This is a genomic window from Streptomyces sp. NPDC096136 (genome assembly GCF_044763325.1).
Classification (GTDB): domain Bacteria; phylum Actinomycetota; class Actinomycetes; order Streptomycetales; family Streptomycetaceae; genus Streptomyces.
The window spans coordinates 547,961-564,099 of sequence record NZ_JBIWFZ010000003.1; the positions used below are offsets into that span (position 1 = coordinate 547,961).

Consider the following 16,139-nt stretch of genomic DNA (forward strand, 5'->3'; position numbering starts at 1 on the left):
GACATCGCCCTCCCCGAACCGGTCGGCATCACCCTGCGGACCGAGGCCCTCAAGGACCGGGTGCGCCGAGGAAGCCGAAGGGCCCCGCCGTCTCCGGTCGGAGGCGGCGGGGCCCTGTCATGCGCTCAGCAGCAGCGGAAGCCCTCGCGGGGGTCCGCTTCGCGGGCGTCGGTGCGGGCGCGTTCGAAGGCGCGGCGGGTCAGGACCTCGGCCTCGGGGTCGTGGGAGCGGGCGTGGGCGACGTAGTGGTCGTAGGCGGCCTCGCCGGAGAACTCCCGGACGTAGTACCGCGCCTTCGCCAGCGCCCCGCGGACCGCGCCGCTCATCCGACCGGGTCCTTCACGCGGCCGCCGCCCCCGTCGAGGCCGGCCGCCGCGAGTTCGGCCTTCTCCTCGGCCGTCGCGATCAGCCCGGCCGGGGCGATGATCTTCGACTCGGTCCACGGCACCTCGGAGAGGCGGACGGAGCCCGGGTCGGCCACGGCCTTGAAGCAGGTGCGGGCCGCGTCCAGCAGGACGATGACGATCAGGACGGCGAAGAGGGCCGAGAGCACCCCGTCGACCGTGGCGTTGGTGACCACGGTGTGCATCTCGTCCATGTTCTTGGCGGGCGGCAGCACCTTTCCGGCGTCGATGCCGGTCTGGTACTTGTCGCGCTGCGCGAAGAAGCCGATCTTCACGTCCTCCGAGAAGACCTTCTGGTAGCTCGCCGTCAGGGTGACGGCCACGTCCCACGCGAGCGGAACGCCCGTGACCCAGGCCCACTTGAGCCGGCCCGACTTGACGAGCAGTGTGGTGCACACGGCCAGCGCGACCGCCGCGAGCAGCTGGTTCGCGATACCGAACAGCGGGAAGAGCTGGTTGATGCCGCCCAGCGGGTCCTTGACGCCGACCCACAGGAAGTAGCCCCAGCCGCCGACGACGACCGCGCTGGCCAGCCAGACGCCCGGCTTCCAGCTGACGTCCTTGAAGGACTTGTGCACGTTGCCCAGGGTGTCCTGGAGCATGAAGCGGCCCACGCGGGTGCCCGCGTCCACCGTCGTCAGGATGAACAGGGCCTCGAACATGATGGCGAAGTGGTACCAGAACGCCTTCATCCCGGACCCGCCGACCACGGCGGAGAAGATCTCCGACATTCCGAGCGCGAACGTCGGCGCGCCGCCCGTCCGGGACAGCAGGGTGGCCTCCTCCACGTCCTTGGCGGCCTGCGCGAGGGCGTCGGGGGAGATGGCGAAGCCGAAGTGGCCGACCGCCGCCGAGGCGCTCTGGACGGTGGTGCCGATGACCCCGGCGGGGGAGTTGACGCCGAAGAACAGGCCGGGCTCGATGATGCACGCGGCGATCACGGCCATGACGGCGACGAAGGACTCGGTGAGCATCGCGCCGTAGCCGACGACCCGGATCTGGGTCTCCTTCTGGATCATCTTCGGGGTGGTGCCCGAGGCGACCAGCGAGTGGAAGCCCGACAGGGCGCCGCAGGCGATCGTGATGAAGACGAAGGGGAACATCGAGCCCGCGAAGACCGGGCCGTCGCCGCGCGTGGCGAAGTCCGTCACCGCCGGCATCTTCAGCGTCGGCATCGCGACGACCACGCCGACCGCCATCAGGGCGATCGTGCCGACCTTCATGAAGGTGGACAGGTAGTCGCGCGGGGCGAGCAGCAGCCACACCGGGAGGACCGAGGCGAAGAAGCCGTACCCGATCATCCAGAGGACCAGGGTCTCCTTGTCCAGGGTGAAGAAGTCCGCCCAGGAGGACTCGGCGACCCAGCCGCCCGCCACGATCGCGAGGAGCAGCAGCGCGACGCCGACGACGGAGACCTCGGTGACCCGGCCCGGCCGCAGGTAGCGGAGGTAGACGCCCATGAAGAGGGCGATCGGGATGGTCATGCCGATGGAGAAGACGCCCCAGGGGGAGTGCCCCAGGGCGTTGACGATGACCAGGCCGAGCACCGCCAGCAGGATGATCATGATGGTGAACACGGCGAGCAGCGCGGCGGCGCCGCCGACGGGGCCGATCTCGTCCCGGGCCATCTGGCCGAGCGAGCGGCCGTCGCGCCGGGTGGAGAAGAACAGCGTCACCATGTCCTGGACGGCGCCGGCGAAGATGACGCCCGCGACGATCCAGATGGTGCCCGGCAGATAGCCCATCTGGGCGGCGAGCACCGGGCCGACGAGCGGGCCGGCGCCGGCGACGGCGGCGAAGTGGTGGCCGAAGAGCACGCGCCGGTCGGTGGGGTGGAAGTCGACGCCGTTGTCGAGGCGTTCGGCGGGGGTCGCGCGGGTCTTGTCCAGCTTCAGCACGCGGTTCGCGATGAACCGCGCGTAGAAGCGGTAGCCGATGGCGTACGAGCCCAGCGCGGCGGCGAGCAGCCAGGCCGCCGAGATCTCCTCACCGCGCGAGAGCGCCAGCACGCCCCAGCCGACGGCCCCCACGAGGGCCACGGCCACCCATACGGCGATCGACCGGGGGGTGGCTCTCGCCGCCGGCGTCCGCTGTGTCCCTGTTGCTCCCGGTTCCGGCATGATCCTCGTCCCCTCGTTGATCATCTGCGTAAGCGCACGGAATCTACGGGGGGTTACCGGTGGACGTAAGCCCCCGTCCGCATAGCGGTACGAGCGTCCACCGGGGTTCGAAGGAGAGTCAACAGGTGATCACACGGCAGGTCGCTGGAGACGGGCAACGAACTTGTAACGGTCGCCGCGATATACCGATCGCACCCATTCGACCGGTTCGCCGTCGGCGTCCAGCGAGTGCCGCGAGAGCATCAGCATCGGCAGGCCCACGTCGGTGCCGAGCAGCCCGGCCTCGCGCGGGGTGGCGAGGGAGGTCTCGATGGTCTCCTCGGCCTCCGCGAGGCGGACGTCGTACACCTCGGCCAGGGCGGTGTAGAGGGAGGTGTACTTCGCCAGCGAGCGGCGCAGCGCGGGGAAGCGCTTGGCCGACAGGTGCGTGGTCTCGATGGCCATCGGCTCGCCGCTGGCCAGGCGCAGCCGCTCGATGCGCAGCACCCGCCCGCCGGTGGCGATCTTGAGCAGTCCGGCGAGGGTGTCGTCGGCGGTCACGTAGCCGATGTCCAGGAGCTGGGAGGTCGGCTCCAGGCCCTGCGCCCGCATGTCCTCGGTGTAGGAGGAGAGTTGCAGCGGCTGGGAGACCTTGGGCTTGGCGACGAAGGTGCCCTTGCCCTGGATGCGTTCCAGCCGGCCCTCGACCACGAGCTCCTGGAGGGCCTGCCGGACGGTGGTCCGGGAGGTGTCGAACTCGGCGGCGAGCGTCCGCTCCGGCGGCACCGGGGTGCCGGGGGGCAGGGTTTCGGTCATGTCGAGCAAGTGCCGCTTGAGTCGGTAGTACTTGGGCACACGCGCCGTTCGAGTGGCTGGCCCGCCCTCCGGCTCCGTGGTCGCCCCTTCGGTGGACATCGCCGCCCGCCTTCCCGACTCCAGTTTCGCTGCCGTCACCGGCTCCTCCGATATGTGCGGTCACATGGTGACACGGGCGGGAGGACAGGCCTCCTCCCTCCCCCAGGTGTCGGTCCGATAACGGACCGAGCACCCGCTCATTAGACCCTTGACACCCCTAAAGGTCTAGGCCAAGCTCCCGGTACTGGTCTACACCAATATGGATCAGATCCCGGCCCCACGGGCAGTACTCGGTACGTACGTCACCGCGGCGGGCGAGGGAAGGTGCACAGCAGCAGCATCCCTGAGGAGGGTGGCGTGAAGCGCAAGCTCATTGCGGCGGTCGGTGTCGTGGGCATGATGGTCGGTGTCGCCGCGTGCGGCAACGGCGGCGACGACAAGCCGAAGTCCGACGCGTCGGGTGGCGCCAAGGAGATCACCGTCTGGGTGATGGACGGATCCGCCCCGAAGGCCTGGATCGAGCAGGTCAACAAGGAGTTCTCGGCCAAGCACCCCGGTGTGACGGTGAAGGTCGAGGAGCAGAAGTGGACGGGCATCCAGGAGAAGGTCACCACGGCCCTCTCCGAGGACACCCCGCCGGACGTCCTCGAACTCGGCAACACGCAGACCGCCGGCTACGCGGTCACCGGCGGCCTCGCCGACCTCACCAAGGACAAGGCCCAGCTCGGCGCCGACGCCTGGCAGAAGAGCATGCTCGCCTCCGCCGAGGTCGACGGCAAGCTCTACTCCGCCCCCTGGTACGCCGCCAACCGCGTGGTCGTCTACGACAAGAAGGCCTACGAGAAGGCCGGCGTCACCCCGCCGAAGACCCGCGACGAGTGGATCGCCGGCCTGGAGAAGCTGAAGGCGTCCGACCCCTCCGCCCAGCCGATCTACCTCCCCGGCCAGAGCTGGTACATCCTCGCCGGCTTCATCTGGGACGAGGGCGGCGACCTCGCCGTCAAGGACGGCGGCAAGTGGAAGGGCCAGCTCGCCACCCCGCAGGCCGCCGCCGCGATGGACTTCTACAAGAAGCTCCAGTCCTACTCCACGGCCCCCAAGGACAAGGACGAGGCCACCCCGCAGCAGTCCACCGACATCGTCCCCAAGGGCGGCGTCTCCTCCTGGATCGGCCTCGGCTGGGAGGCCGGCGGTGCCGAGAAGGCCCTGAAGGACGCGGGCAAGGACGCCGACTTCGGCTACTTCCCGATCCCGGGCAAGACGGCCGACAAGTCCGGCACCGTCTTCCTCGGCGGCTCGAACCTCGCCGTGGCCGAGCGCTCCAAGAACAAGGAGCTCGCCAAGGAGTGGCTGGCCCTGGCCACCGGCAAGGACCAGATGACCAAGTACGCCGCCGAGGTCAAGGGCGCGCTGCTGCCCAACCAGGTCGGCGCCAACTTCACCCCCGCCGCCGGCTCCTTCGCCGAGGCCATGGCCAAGGCCGGCCTCAACGGCAAGATCACCCCGGTGACCGCGGGCTGGGCGAACGTCGAGACCGAGCCGAACCCCGTCAAGGAGTTCATGACCAAGGTCCTGAAGGGTGAGGACGCCGCCAAGGCGGGCGCGGACGCGGACAAGGAAATCGCGAACCGCATCAACAAGTAGCCGCCGCACCCCGCAGTACCCGCACGACCCAGCAGTGTGAACGCACCGGGGGGTGCGGCAGGCCCCGGCCGCCTGCCGCGCCCCCGGTCGCGCATTTGACTCCACAGTCAACCGCGAGGAAGCCAAGCCATGACCGTGCACTCCCAGGGAGCGACGACCAGCGCTCCACAGGACGCACCACAGAAGTCCGCCGGACGGCCGAAGGCGCCCAGCCCCGCGGCCGGCCCCCGTCCCGCCCCTCCTCGCGGGGGCGGAAAGCCGCTCCCCTCGGGGTGGCTTCCGTACCTGCTGGTGCTGCCGGCCGTGGCCGCCATGGCACTCCTGCTGCTGTACCCGCTGATCAAGAACGTGGTCCTGTCCTTCCAGGACATCAACAAGATCGAGTTCATCCAGCGGAAGTACCCCTTCGCGGGACTCGCCAACTACACCCAGCTGCTGGGCGACTCCGGCTTCTGGACCGTCGTCGTCCGCAGCTTCGCCTTCACCTTCGCCAACGTCGTGCTGATCATGGTGATCGGCAGCCTCATCGGCATCCTGCTCAACCGGCTCGGCAAGTGGATGCGCCTGGTCCTGTCGATGGCGCTGGTGATGGCCTGGGCCATGCCCATCGTCGCCTCGGTCCAGGTCTTCTACTGGCTGTTCGACGAGCAGTTCGGCGTCATGAACTGGGTCATGCGCACGCTCGGCTTCTCCGGCTACGAGCAGCACAACTGGTTCGAGACCGGCCTGTCCACCCTGACGATCGTCACCCTCCTGGTGGTCTGGGGCTCCATCCCCTTCGTCGCCCTCAACATGTACGCCGGCCTCACCACCGTCGGCGCCGAGCTGTACGAGGCCGCCCGCATGGACGGGGCCAACGGCTGGCAGACCTTCTGGAAGGTCGTCTTCCCCAACCTGAAGCCCTTCTTCCTGGTCACCACGTTCCTCGAGGTGATCTGGGTCTTCAAGGCCTTCACCCAGGTCTACGCGATGAACAAGGGCGGCCCGGACCGCGCCTCCGAGATCCTCCCGGTCTTCGCCTACGTGGAGGGCCAGAGCCAGTTCCACTACGGCCTCGCCGCCGCGATCTCCGTCCTGACGATCCTGATCCTGCTGGTCGTCATGTCCTTCTACTTCCGCCTGATCCTGAAGCAGGAGGAGGAGCAGTGAGCACCACCACCGCCCCGGACAAGCCCGCCCAGCAGCTGCGCACCCGCGCGCCGCTGCGCCCCGCGACCGTCGCCAAGAACCTCGGCGCGCTGCTCCTGGCCCTGGTCTTCGTCTTCCCGGTCTACTGGATGTTCTCCTCGGCCCTCAAGCCGAACAGCGAGATCCTCACCAAGGACCCGGTCTTCGTCTTCACCCCGACGCTGGACAACTTCACCAAGGCCACCGGCGTCGAGAACTTCTGGACCTACGTCACCAACAGCCTCGTCGTCACCGTCGGCGCCGTCCTGCTGGCCCTGCTGGTGGCCCTCGCCGCGAGCTTCGCCATCGCCCGGATGAAGTTCCGGGGCCGCAAGGGCCTCGTCCTGGGCGTGATGATGGCCCAGATGGCCCCCTGGGAGGTCATGGTCATCGCGATGTACATGATCGTCCGCGACGCCGAGATGCTGAACAGCATCGGCGTGCTCACCGCGATCTACTTCGTGATGGTCCTCCCCTTCACCATCTGGACCCTGCGCGGCTTCATCGCCGCCGTCCCGGTCACCCTGGAGGAGGCCGCGCAGATCGACGGCTGCACCCGCGGCCAGGCCTTCCGCAAGGTGATCTTCCCGCTTCTGGCACCCGGCCTGATGTCCACCTCGCTCTTCGGCTTCATCACCGCCTGGAACGAGTTCGCGATGGTCCTGATCCTCAACAAGGACAAGACCGCCCAGACCCTGCCGCTGTGGCTGACCCAGTTCAAGACCGCCTTCGGCAACGACTGGGGCGCCACCATGGCCGCGTCCTCGATCTTCGCGATCCCCGTCCTGGTGATCTTCGTCTTCCTCCAGCGCAAGGCCGTCGGCGGCATGACCGCCGGGGCCGTGAAGGGATAGCGGCCGTGACCATCCTTGCGCACCACACGGACACTCTGACCCGCGACGCCCTCGCGGTCCTCCAGCCCGGCTTCGAGGGCACCACCGCCCCCTCCTGGCTGCTGCGCCAGGTCGGCGAGGGGCTCACCGCCGTCGGCCTCTTCGGCCGCAACATCGCCTCGCCCGGGCAGCTCGCCTCGCTCACCGCACAGCTGCGCCGCGAGCGGGACGACGTCCTCGTCGCCATCGACGAGGAGGGCGGCGACGTCACCCGCCTGGAGGTCCGCGGCGGCTCGTCCTTCCCCGGCAACCTGGCGCTCGGCGCCGTCGACGACACGGAGCTCACCCGCGAGGTCGCCCGCGAGCTCGGCCGCCGCCTCGCCGAGTGCGGGGTCAACCTCAACTGGGCCCCGTCCGCCGACGTCAACTCCAACCCCGACAACCCGGTCATCGGCGTGCGCTCCTTCGGTGCCGACACCCGGCTCGCCGCCCGGCACACGGCCGCGTACGTCGAGGGCCTCCAGGCCGCCGGGGTCGCCGCCTGCACCAAGCACTTCCCGGGCCACGGCGACACCAACGTCGACTCGCACCACGCGCTGCCCCGCATCGACGTGGACCTGGACACCCTCCACGCCCGCGAGCTGGTCCCCTTCAAGGCGGCCATCGAGGCCGGCACCCTGGCCGTCATGAGCGCCCACATCCTGGTGTCCGCCCTCGACCCGACCCGGCCCGCCACCCTCAGCCCGCAGATCCTCACCGGTCTGCTGCGCAAGGAACTCGGCTACGAGGGCCTCATCGTCACCGACGGCATGGAGATGAACGCCATCGCCGGGACGTACGGCATCGAGCGCGGCTCGGTGCTCGCCATCGCGGCCGGCGCCGACGCCATCTGCGTCGGCGGGGGCCTCGCCGACGAGGCGACCGTGCTGCGTCTGCGCGACGCGCTGGTCGCCGCGGTACGCGAGGGCGCGCTGCCCGAGGAGCGGCTCGCCGACGCCGCCGACCGGGTGCGCGCCCTCGCCGGATGGGCCCGGCAGGCCCGGCCGGACGCGCAGCCGGAGGGGAGCCGCGCGTCCGGCATCGGCCTGGAGGCGGCCCGCCGCGCGCTGGCCGTGTCGGGCGGACGGGCTCCCGTGGCCGCCCCGTACGTCGCCACGCTCGCGCCCGTCGCGAACATCGCGGTCGGCGACGAGACGCCCTGGGGGGTGGCCGCGGAGCTGGCCGCCCTGGTCCCGGGGACCGCCTCGGGCGTCTACCCCGAGGGTTCGGCCGCCGGGGACGTGCTGGCGGCCGCGGGGGACCGCACGGTCGTCGCGGTCGTCCGCGACGCGCACCGCCACCCGTGGATGACCGAGGCGCTGGACGCGCTGGTCGCCGCGCGGCCGGACACCGTGGTGGTGGAGATGGGCGTACCGCGCGCCGAGCCGCGCGGGGCGCTGTACGTCGCCACGCACGGCGCCTCCCGCGTCTGCGGGCGGGCCGCCGCCGAGGTCATCGCCGGCCTGCGGTAGTCCACCGGGCACGCGGAAGGGCCGGGCCCCCGAGGAGGGGGGCCCGGCCCTTCCGCGTGCCGTTCCTACAGACCCTGCCAGGAGGGCTTGTTCGCGTAGGCGTGGCGGAAGTAGTCGGCCAGCTTCAGCTTCGAGGCGGCCGCCTCGTCCACCACGACGGTCGCGTGCCGGTGCAGCTGGAGCGCGGAGGCCGGGACCAGCGCGGACAGCGGGCCCTCGACGGTCTGGGCGACCGCCTCGGCCTTGCCCTCGCCGGTGGCCAGCAGGACCAGGTGGCGGGCGTCGAGGATGGTGCCGATGCCCTGGGTGATGACGTGGTGCGGCACCTGCTCCATGTCGTCCTCGAAGAAGCGCGCGTTGTCGACGCGGGTCTGCTCCGTCAGCGTCTTGATGCGGGTGCGGGAGGCCAGCGAGGAGCAGGGCTCGTTGAAGCCGATGTGCCCGTCGGTGCCGATCCCCAGCAGCTGGAGGTCCACCCCGCCCGCGTCGGCGAGGGCCTGGTCGTAGGCCTCGCAGGCCGCGTGGACGTCGGCGGCGGAGCCGTCGGGGCCCATGAAGGAGTCCTCGGTCAGGCCCAGGGGCTCGACCACCTCGCGGAGCACGACCGCGCGGTAGGACTCCGGGTGCCCGGCCGGCAGGCCGACGTACTCGTCGAGCTGGCAGACCCGGGCCCGGGAGGCGTCGACCTCGCCGGCCCGGACCTTGGCGGCGAGGGCCTCGTAGACGGGCAGCGGGGTAGAGCCGGTCGCCACGCCCAGCAGGGCGTCGGGCTTGCGGCGGACCAGGGCGGCCATGGCCTCCGCGATGAGCTCGCCGCCTGCCTTGGCGTCCGGGACGATGACAACTTCCACGCGGGACCTGCCGATCTGAGTGGGAGGGGGTGGGCTGGTGGTATAGACCAATCTAGCAGAGAGTGCCCCCCGGATGGCGGTACTCCGCCCCCCTTCCATGCTCGTCCCGTCCGCCCCGCCCCGCCCGGTGTGGGGTGGGGGCGGGGGCGGGGGCGGGGGCTACAGGAGGGCGAGCTGGAGCCCGCCCGTCGCGTCCAGGTGCTGGCCGGTGACCCAGCGCGAATCCGGCGAGGCCAGGAAGGCCACCACGTCGGCCACCTCCTCCGCCGTGCCCACCCGGCCGAAGACGGACCGCGAGGCGGCGTGCGCCCGGGCCGCCGGATCGGCCAGCCAGGCCGCGTTCAGGTCGGTCTCCGTGATGCCGGGGCCCACCGAGTTGACCGTGATCCCGCGCGGCGCGAGGGCGGCGGCCAGGGAGACCGTCAGTGCGTTCACCGCCCCCTTGGCCATGATCGTGGCGAGGATCGCCGGCAGCGCGATGTCCGGGGTGCCGGTCACGTTGACGATCCGCCCCCCGTCCGAGAGCCGGTCCAGACCGTGCCGGATCACGAAGAAGGGCGCCTGGGCGTTGAGCGCCTGGACCCGCTGGAAAGTCTCCTCGTCGGTCTCCCCGATGCCCGCGAAGACGGCCGCCCCGGCGTTGTTCACCAGGACGTCCACCCGCTCGGTGTGCGCGGGGTGGGCCCCGTACGCGGCCCACAGGGCCTGCGCGTCCCCCGGGACCCCGAGCTCCGCCCCGATCGCGAAGGCGCGCCCGCCCGCCGCCTCGATGGCCGCGACGGTCTCCGCGGCCGCCGCCGCGTTGTGCCCGTAGTGCACGGCGACCAGGGCCCCGTCCCGTGCCAGCCGCTCCGCGACGGCCCGTCCGATGCCCCGGCTGCCGCCCGTGACCAGAGCCGTCTTCCCCTTGAGCACGCCCATGACGCGCCCCCCTCCGTCATTCGATAGTGGTCGCTACAGAAAGGGACCGTACCAGATTCCCTAGCGACCGCTATAGAATCGTCCGCATGGTGACAGGACAGCGCGGCAGGCCCCGCTCCTTCGACCGGGACGCCGCCCTCGACAAGGCGATGCTGACCTTCTGGGAGCACGGCTACGAAGCCACGTCCATCTCCGACCTGACGCGCACCCTGGGCATCGGCGCGCCCAGCCTCTATGCGGCCTTCGGCGACAAGCGCAGGCTCTTCGACGAGGCGGTGGCGGTCTACGGCAGCCGCTACGGGGACTTCGCGGGCGTGGCGCTGCGCGAGGAGCCCACCGCCCGCGCCGCCGTGGCCCGGATCCTGTACGAGGCGGCGGAGATCTACACCGACCCGGCCCACCCGCCGGGCTGCATGGTGATCAGCGCGGCCGCCAACACCACCTCGAAGGAGGTGGCCGAGGCCCTGCGCGAGCGCCGCAACGTCGGTCTGGCGATGTTCGAGAGCCGGATCAGGGCCGATGTCGCGAGCGGGGAGCTGCCCGCCGGCACGGACGCGCGGACGCTGGCCCGCTACGCCGGCGCGGTGCTCCAGGGGATGAGCCAGCAGTCGTGCGACGGGGCGACGCGGGAGGAGCTGGAGGCCGTGGCGGAGCGGGCGCTGCTGGCCTGGCCCGGGCGGCCGGAGGCGGACCCGGAATTCCGGCCCGGATCCCGGCCGGAATAGAAAAGGCCCGGGGTGTGGCCACCGGGCGGGGTCCGCACCGCGATTCCCCGCGCACCGCGCCGGGGATTTCCTCTGGGCCACGGTGCAGGACGGGACCCTCAACCCGTCTTGCACCGTAGCCCGGAGTACTTACGGCCGTCAGGTGTGCGGTTCCCGGCGGCCGGTTGGAGGTGCCTGCGCGGTCAGGGCAGAACGCGCGGCCACCTCGATCCGTCCTCCTGTGCGGGGAGGGCGGAAGCGTGAGGCAATTGTGGACTAGACCAATCTGTCCTGTCCATCCAAAGCGCGGACCTACTGGCCCGTCACTTCCTCCAACAGTACGCGGAGTGTGCCCTTCCTGGATACTCCCGAGTACCCGTCGTGGGGAAAGTCATCCTCGTACCCGGGGTACGCTCGCAAGGTGCCCTCCATGAACGATCTCGTACGCCAGCACACCGCTCTCGGTGAAACCGACCTGGAGTGGCTGCACCTGCTGGTCTCGGAGTGGCAGCTGCTCTCCGACCTCTCCTTCGCGGACCTCGTGCTCTGGGTCCCCACCCTGGACGGCACCCGCTACGTCTCCGTCGCGCAGATGCGGCCGAACACCGGCCCGACCTCCTACCAGGACGACATGGTCGGCCACCTCGTGCCGCGCGGCCGCCGCCCCCTGCTCGACGCCGCCCTCGACGAGGGCCGGATCGTGCGCGAGGGCGACCCGGAGTGGCGCGAGGAGGTGCCGGTCCGCGTCGAGTCGATCCCCGTCCGCCGCGAGGGCCGGGTCCTGGGCGTGATCGCGCGCAACACCAACCTGCTCACTGTGCGTACACCGAGCCGGCTGGAGCTGACCTACCTCCAGTCCGCCTCGGACCTCGCGCAGATGATCGCCGCGGGCTCCTTCCCCTTCCCCGGCCAGCAGGTCGACATGGACGCCTCCCCGCGCGTCGGCGACGGCCTGATGCGCCTCGACGCCGACGGCGTGGTGACGTACGCGTCCCCCAACGCCCTCTCCGCCTACCACCGGCTGGGCCTCGCCGCCGATCTGGTCGGCCAGCACCTGGGCACCACCACCGCCGAACTCGCCCCGTCCCGGGGGCCGGTGGACGAGGCGCTCGCCAAGCTCGCCAGCGGCTGGGCCCCGCGCGAGACCGAGGTCGAGGGCAACGGCGGGGTCATCCAGCTCCGCGCGATCCCGCTCAAGCCCAAGGGCACCCGGATCGGCTCCCTGGTCCTCTGCCGCGACGTCACCGAACTGCGCCGTCGCGAACGTGAACTGATCACCAAGGACGCCACCATCCGGGAGATCCACCACCGGGTGAAGAACAACCTCCAGACGGTGGCCGCGCTCCTGCGGCTCCAGGCCCGCCGGATGGATTCGGAGAGCGGGCGGGAGGCGCTCAACGAGGCGGTGCGGCGCGTCGGTTCGATCGCGATCGTGCACGAGACCCTCTCCCAGAACCTCGACGAGCGCGTCGAGTTCGACGAGATCGCCGACCGCGTGATCGCGATGGTCGCCGAGATCTCGCCCGGGAAGGTGCGGTGCCGGCGCATCGGGCGGTTCGGGATCCTGGACGCCGAGGTGGCCACGCCGCTGTCGATGGTGCTGACCGAGATCCTGCAGAACGCCCTGGAGCACGCCTTCACCCAGGGGGAGGGCGGCACCGTGGAGGTGACCGCCGCCCGCAGCGGATCGGGCCGCGCCGACGGCCGGCTGCTGATCACGATCCTCGACGACGGCTCCGGGCTGCCCGAGGGCTTCGACCCGCAGAAGGCCGGCAACCTCGGGCTCCAGATCGTCCGGACCCTCGTGGAGGGGGAGCTCGGCGGGACCTTCGACATGGTCCGCGCGGAGCCGCGCGGCACCAAGGTGGTCCTCGACGTCCCGGTCAGCTCGCAGAAGTAGCAGCCTGCCCGCCCGTCACCCAACGTGACGGGAAAAGCACTGAGCCCCGGGCCGAATGGTGATCGGTCCGGGGCTCAAGAGCACGTTGCTGAGCGCTATACGGGTACTACGCGCTGCGCGTCGAGGCTCGAAAGTCGATATCAGGCGCTGGCGTTGCGCGCCCGGTTGCGAGCGGCGCGGCGCTTCATGGCGCGGCGCTCGTCCTCGCTCAGGCCGCCCCAGACACCGGAGTCCTGGCCGGACTCGAGCGCCCACTGCAGGCACTGCTCCATGACGGGGCAACGGCGGCAGACGGCCTTGGCTTCCTCGATCTGCAGCAGCGCAGGACCGGTGTTGCCGATGGGGAAGAAGAGCTCGGGGTCTTCCTCGCGGCAAACGGCGTTGTGACGCCAGTCCATGGCTGCTCCATCTCCTTGTATTGCGGGCAGGTTGCTTGTGAATGTGAACGCTTTCACGAATCCCCCCGTGAGGGAAGGGCCGACGCCCAGTTGCCTGGTGCGGTCCAAGATTCGTGGTGGGGTTCTGGCGGTCTGTGTGGGTGCCGGGTTCTGCGGGCTGTCCCGATCGCCATGTAGAGATTCGCAAACCTCGGACGGGGATACAACCCCTTCCGGAAAGTTTTTTTGGATTCGTCGGTGTCGACTAGGTCACAGCCCTAGTTCCTGGGGGTGGACCGGCGTGTAAACGTTCGACTGAAAGGACTTTGGGCTCTTCTACTCACACAATCACACGCAGTGCACGGCGAACGCCTGTGAACCGAACGCTGGTGCGCACTCCGAGATGATCGCCGTCCATCTGGAAAGGGAGGGGAACCTTCGAATGCAAGGTGAAGTCGGTCAGATCGTGCAGAGACACCGCGTGCTTGCCGTGCGGACCGCGCTCAGGAGTCGAGGTCAGGAGCTGTGTCGCGTAGCGCGCGACGGCCGGAGTTGACAAACGGTCCAGCGCCAATACGTCAAGCGCGGTGTCGAACGAGGCCTCCGGAGAGGCGTACAGCGGCCGATTTCCCAGGTACGTCCACGGAGAGGTGTTGCAGACTATCGACAGCACCAGATCCGTCACCGGATCCGCGCCGGGCTGCTCCAGCGTGATCGTTCCGTGCCGCCGGTTGGGCTCCTCCCAGAACTGCCGCATCAGCTGTCGTACATAAAGGGCGTGCGTCGAACGCTTGCCGCGCTCCCGCTGCTGCTCGACCCGCCCCACCACGCCCGCGTCGAAACCGAAGCCCGCGCAGAACGTGAACCAGCGCGAGGGGACCCCCTCGTCCTCCGTGCCCGGCACCCCCGCGGCCAGCCCCAGGCCCACCGTCCGCTCGCGGCGCTCGCGCAGCGCGTCCAGCAGCGCACCGGTCGCCTCGACCGCATCGTTCGGCAGCCCGAGCGCACGGGCGAAGACGTTCGTGGAACCGCCCGGGACCACAGCCAGCCGCGGCAGGCCCTCCGGATCCGGCCCGTCGTGCAGGAGCCCGTTGACCACCTCGTTGACGGTGCCGTCGCCGCCCAGCGCCACCACGAGGTCGAGCCCCTCGTGCGCGGCCTTGCGCCCCAGGTCGCGGGCGTGCCCCCGGTACTCGGTGGTCACCGCCTCCAGCTTCATCTCGCTGGCCAGGGCATGGATCAGGACGTCGCGCGTGCGCGCACTGGTGGTCGTCGCTGCTGGATTGGCCACGAGAAGTGCACGCATGGTCGCCAGACTACCCACCCCCGCGCACGCGTCCCCTACCGACCGTCCCCGTCCGGGCCGGGCCCGCCGCGGCTACCCTGCTGGGGTGAGCAAGAAGCCGAGCCCCCGCACCCCCGCCGCGTCCCCCGAAGGCCCCGCCGCCGCGACCGCGGAGCCCACGGCGCCGCCCGGCCGGCTGACCGCGGCCGCCGTGCTGACCGCGCTGGAGGGCCTCGCCCTCGCCGGACTCGGCGTCTACATGCTGTTCGTCGGCATCGCCGGCCACCCCGACTCCCCGCAGCAGGCCGAAACCGGGGGAGTGACCCTGCTCGCCCTCGCCGCGCTCCCGCTGATCGCGGCGCGCGGGCTGAGCCGGGGCCGCCGCTGGAGCCGCGGCCCCGCGCTGATCACCCAGCTGATGGCCCTCCCGGTCGCCTGGACGCTGTGGACCACCGGCGGTGCGATGACCGTCGCCGCCGTGGCCCTGGCCCTGGCGGCGGTGGCCGTCGTCGGGCTCCTGGTGAACCCGACGGCGACCGAGGCGCTGGGCATCGGACCCGCCGACGGGACCCGATGAACCCTCCGTTACCGCTCCACCGCTCCTGCGCTCACTCCTCGACGAGGAGCTTGTCGCGGAGCTGGGCCAGCGTGCGGGCCAGCAGCCGGGAGACGTGCATCTGGGAGATGCCGACCTCCTGGGCGATCTGCGACTGGGTCATGTTCCCGAAGAAGCGCAGCAGCAGGATCCGCTTCTCCCGCGGCGGCAGCCCCTCCAGCAGCGGCTTGAGCGACTCGCGGTACTCGACGCCCTCCAGCGCCTCGTCCTCCGAGCCCAGGGTGTCCGCCACCGCCGGCGACTCGTCGTCGGTGTCCGGCACGTCCAGCGAGAGCGTGCTGTAGGCATTGGCCGATTCCAGCCCCTCCAGCACCTCCTCCTCGGAGATCCCCAGCCGCTCGGCCAGCTCGTGCACCGTGGGGGAGCGGCCGTGCTGCTGGGACAGCTCCGCCGTGGCCGTGGTCAGCGAGAGCCGCAGCTCCTGGAGGCGCCGGGGCACCCGCACCGCCCAGCCCTTGTCGCGGAAGTGCCGCTTGATCTCCCCGACCACGGTGGGGGTGGCGTACGTCGAGAACTCCACCCCCCGGTCCGGGTCGAACCGGTCCACCGACTTGATCAGGCCGATGGTCGCGACCTGCGTCAGGTCGTCCAGCGGCTCGCCGCGGTTGCGGAACCGCCGCGCCAGGTGCTCGACCAGCGGCAGGTGCATCCGCACCAGCCGGTTGCGCAGCTCCGCCCGCTCCGGTGACCCCTCGGGCAGCTCGCGCAGCTCGAAGAAGAGGGCCCGCGCACCGCTGCGGTCCCGCGGATCCGGCAGCGCCGCGTGCGCCTCGTCCGCCGCCGGGGCCTGCGATGGCCGTGGTTGGTCGTGCTCGTTCTCGCTCATAGGGCCCGCCCGTCGCTCCGCCGAGTCCAAAAAGCCGTCTTCCGCATCCGCGTCAGCCGGGTGCGGCCGGGCGTGGTGCTGTTCCGGGATGCCGCCGTCGACCTCGTGCCGTACCCGGGGCCGATCCCCGCCCCGCACCGGGATCT

At 70.9% G+C, this 16,139-nt stretch carries 15 protein-coding genes; 7 read left to right on the forward strand and 8 right to left on the reverse strand.

Annotation, left to right across the window (positions count from 1 at the left end):
- Nucleotides 1–125: 125 nt before the first annotated feature.
- The 3 genes from ACIRBY_RS08850 to ACIRBY_RS08860 all read right to left on the reverse strand — a co-directional run bounded on the left by ACIRBY_RS08850 (nt 126) and on the right by ACIRBY_RS08860 (nt 3,418).
- Nucleotides 126–326 carry a CstA-like transporter-associated (seleno)protein gene (locus ACIRBY_RS08850; RefSeq protein ID WP_403898032.1) on the reverse strand — a complete coding sequence of 67 codons (201 nt, stop codon included), beginning with the start codon at nt 324–326 and terminating at the stop codon, nt 126–128.
- On the reverse strand, nt 323–2,524 hold the full coding sequence (locus ACIRBY_RS08855) for a carbon starvation CstA family protein (RefSeq protein WP_403898266.1): 2,202 nt from the start codon (nt 2,522–2,524) through the stop codon (nt 323–325). The genes ACIRBY_RS08850 and ACIRBY_RS08855 overlap by 4 nt, the downstream gene beginning before the upstream one ends.
- Before the next feature lie 129 nt (nt 2,525–2,653).
- Nucleotides 2,654–3,418, reverse strand: a complete 765-nt coding sequence (locus tag ACIRBY_RS08860; protein ID WP_045945891.1) for a GntR family transcriptional regulator — start codon at nt 3,416–3,418, stop codon at nt 2,654–2,656.
- A gap of 297 nt (nt 3,419–3,715) precedes the next feature.
- On the opposite strand from ACIRBY_RS08860, the gene ACIRBY_RS08865 reads away from it, so the two are divergent.
- From ACIRBY_RS08865 to ACIRBY_RS08880, 4 genes are all read left to right on the forward strand, one after another.
- Nucleotides 3,716–5,002 carry an extracellular solute-binding protein gene (locus ACIRBY_RS08865; protein ID WP_403898035.1) on the forward strand — a complete coding sequence of 429 codons (1,287 nt, stop codon included), beginning with the start codon at nt 3,716–3,718 and terminating at the stop codon, nt 5,000–5,002.
- A gap of 129 nt (nt 5,003–5,131) precedes the next feature.
- A complete protein-coding gene (locus ACIRBY_RS08870; protein ID WP_403898038.1) occupies nt 5,132–6,151 on the forward strand; it encodes a carbohydrate ABC transporter permease in 1,020 nt (339 codons plus the stop codon).
- Nucleotides 6,152–6,186: 35 nt separating this feature from the next.
- The gene (locus ACIRBY_RS08875; RefSeq protein WP_403898270.1) at nt 6,187–7,023 is read left to right on the forward strand and encodes a carbohydrate ABC transporter permease; all 837 of its coding nucleotides are present in this window, start codon (nt 6,187–6,189) and stop codon (nt 7,021–7,023) included.
- A 5-nt stretch (nt 7,024–7,028) separates the two neighbouring features.
- The gene (locus tag ACIRBY_RS08880; protein WP_403898042.1) at nt 7,029–8,513 is read left to right on the forward strand and encodes a glycoside hydrolase family 3 protein; all 1,485 of its coding nucleotides are present in this window, start codon (nt 7,029–7,031) and stop codon (nt 8,511–8,513) included.
- A gap of 65 nt (nt 8,514–8,578) precedes the next feature.
- Here the strand turns inward: ACIRBY_RS08880 and nagB are convergent, their stop codons facing one another.
- Nucleotides 8,579–9,364 carry a glucosamine-6-phosphate deaminase gene (gene nagB / locus ACIRBY_RS08885; protein WP_403898045.1) on the reverse strand — a complete coding sequence of 262 codons (786 nt, stop codon included), beginning with the start codon at nt 9,362–9,364 and terminating at the stop codon, nt 8,579–8,581.
- A gap of 159 nt (nt 9,365–9,523) precedes the next feature.
- A complete protein-coding gene (locus ACIRBY_RS08890; RefSeq protein ID WP_403898048.1) occupies nt 9,524–10,285 on the reverse strand; it encodes an SDR family oxidoreductase in 762 nt (253 codons plus the stop codon).
- 86 nt (nt 10,286–10,371) lie between these two features.
- Here ACIRBY_RS08890 and ACIRBY_RS08895 point away from each other — a divergent pair, with 86 nt between their 5' ends.
- Together ACIRBY_RS08895 and ACIRBY_RS08900 are read left to right on the forward strand one after the other, a co-directional pair.
- Nucleotides 10,372–11,010, forward strand: a complete 639-nt coding sequence (locus tag ACIRBY_RS08895; RefSeq protein ID WP_403898051.1) for a TetR/AcrR family transcriptional regulator — start codon at nt 10,372–10,374, stop codon at nt 11,008–11,010.
- 409 nt (nt 11,011–11,419) lie between these two features.
- Nucleotides 11,420–12,889 carry a sensor histidine kinase gene (locus ACIRBY_RS08900; RefSeq protein ID WP_403898054.1) on the forward strand — a complete coding sequence of 490 codons (1,470 nt, stop codon included), beginning with the start codon at nt 11,420–11,422 and terminating at the stop codon, nt 12,887–12,889.
- Between the two features lie 140 nt (nt 12,890–13,029).
- Here ACIRBY_RS08900 and ACIRBY_RS08905 read toward each other — a convergent pair whose 3' ends face one another.
- Together ACIRBY_RS08905 and ACIRBY_RS08910 are read right to left on the reverse strand one after the other, a co-directional pair.
- Nucleotides 13,030–13,287, reverse strand: a complete 258-nt coding sequence (locus tag ACIRBY_RS08905; protein ID WP_003953983.1) for a WhiB family transcriptional regulator — start codon at nt 13,285–13,287, stop codon at nt 13,030–13,032.
- Between the two features lie 319 nt (nt 13,288–13,606).
- Nucleotides 13,607–14,572, reverse strand: coding sequence for a diacylglycerol/lipid kinase family protein (locus ACIRBY_RS08910; protein ID WP_403898057.1), 966 nt, complete (start codon nt 14,570–14,572; stop codon nt 13,607–13,609).
- An 85-nt stretch (nt 14,573–14,657) separates the two neighbouring features.
- Between ACIRBY_RS08910 and ACIRBY_RS08915 the strand changes: the two genes are divergently transcribed.
- Entirely contained in the window at nt 14,658–15,128 is a 471-nt protein-coding gene (locus ACIRBY_RS08915) for a hypothetical protein (RefSeq protein WP_403898060.1), read from the forward strand.
- A gap of 31 nt (nt 15,129–15,159) precedes the next feature.
- Here the strand turns inward: ACIRBY_RS08915 and ACIRBY_RS08920 are convergent, their stop codons facing one another.
- Nucleotides 15,160–16,137 carry an RNA polymerase sigma factor SigF gene (locus ACIRBY_RS08920; protein ID WP_403898273.1) on the reverse strand — a complete coding sequence of 326 codons (978 nt, stop codon included), beginning with the start codon at nt 16,135–16,137 and terminating at the stop codon, nt 15,160–15,162.
- Between the last annotated feature and the right edge of the window lie 2 nt (nt 16,138–16,139).

Bases quoted from the DNA above. Each gene is read 5' to 3' on its own strand.
- ACIRBY_RS08860 (WP_045945891.1), bottom strand. From the start codon at position 3,418: ATGTCCACCGAAGGGGCGACCACGGAGCCGGAGGGCGGGCCAGCCACT.
- ACIRBY_RS08910 (WP_403898057.1), bottom strand. From the start codon at position 14,572: ATGCGTGCACTTCTCGTGGCCAATCCAGCAGCGACGACCACCAGTGCG.
- ACIRBY_RS08900 (WP_403898054.1), top strand. From the start codon at position 11,420: ATGAACGATCTCGTACGCCAGCACACCGCTCTCGGTGAAACCGACCTG.
- ACIRBY_RS08850 (WP_403898032.1), bottom strand. From the start codon at position 326: ATGAGCGGCGCGGTCCGCGGGGCGCTGGCGAAGGCGCGGTACTACGTC.
- ACIRBY_RS08890 (WP_403898048.1), bottom strand. From the start codon at position 10,285: ATGGGCGTGCTCAAGGGGAAGACGGCTCTGGTCACGGGCGGCAGCCGG.
- ACIRBY_RS08855 (WP_403898266.1), bottom strand. From the start codon at position 2,524: ATGCCGGAACCGGGAGCAACAGGGACACAGCGGACGCCGGCGGCGAGA.
- ACIRBY_RS08870 (WP_403898038.1), top strand. From the start codon at position 5,132: ATGACCGTGCACTCCCAGGGAGCGACGACCAGCGCTCCACAGGACGCA.
- ACIRBY_RS08895 (WP_403898051.1), top strand. From the start codon at position 10,372: ATGGTGACAGGACAGCGCGGCAGGCCCCGCTCCTTCGACCGGGACGCC.
- ACIRBY_RS08905 (WP_003953983.1), bottom strand. From the start codon at position 13,287: ATGGACTGGCGTCACAACGCCGTTTGCCGCGAGGAAGACCCCGAGCTC.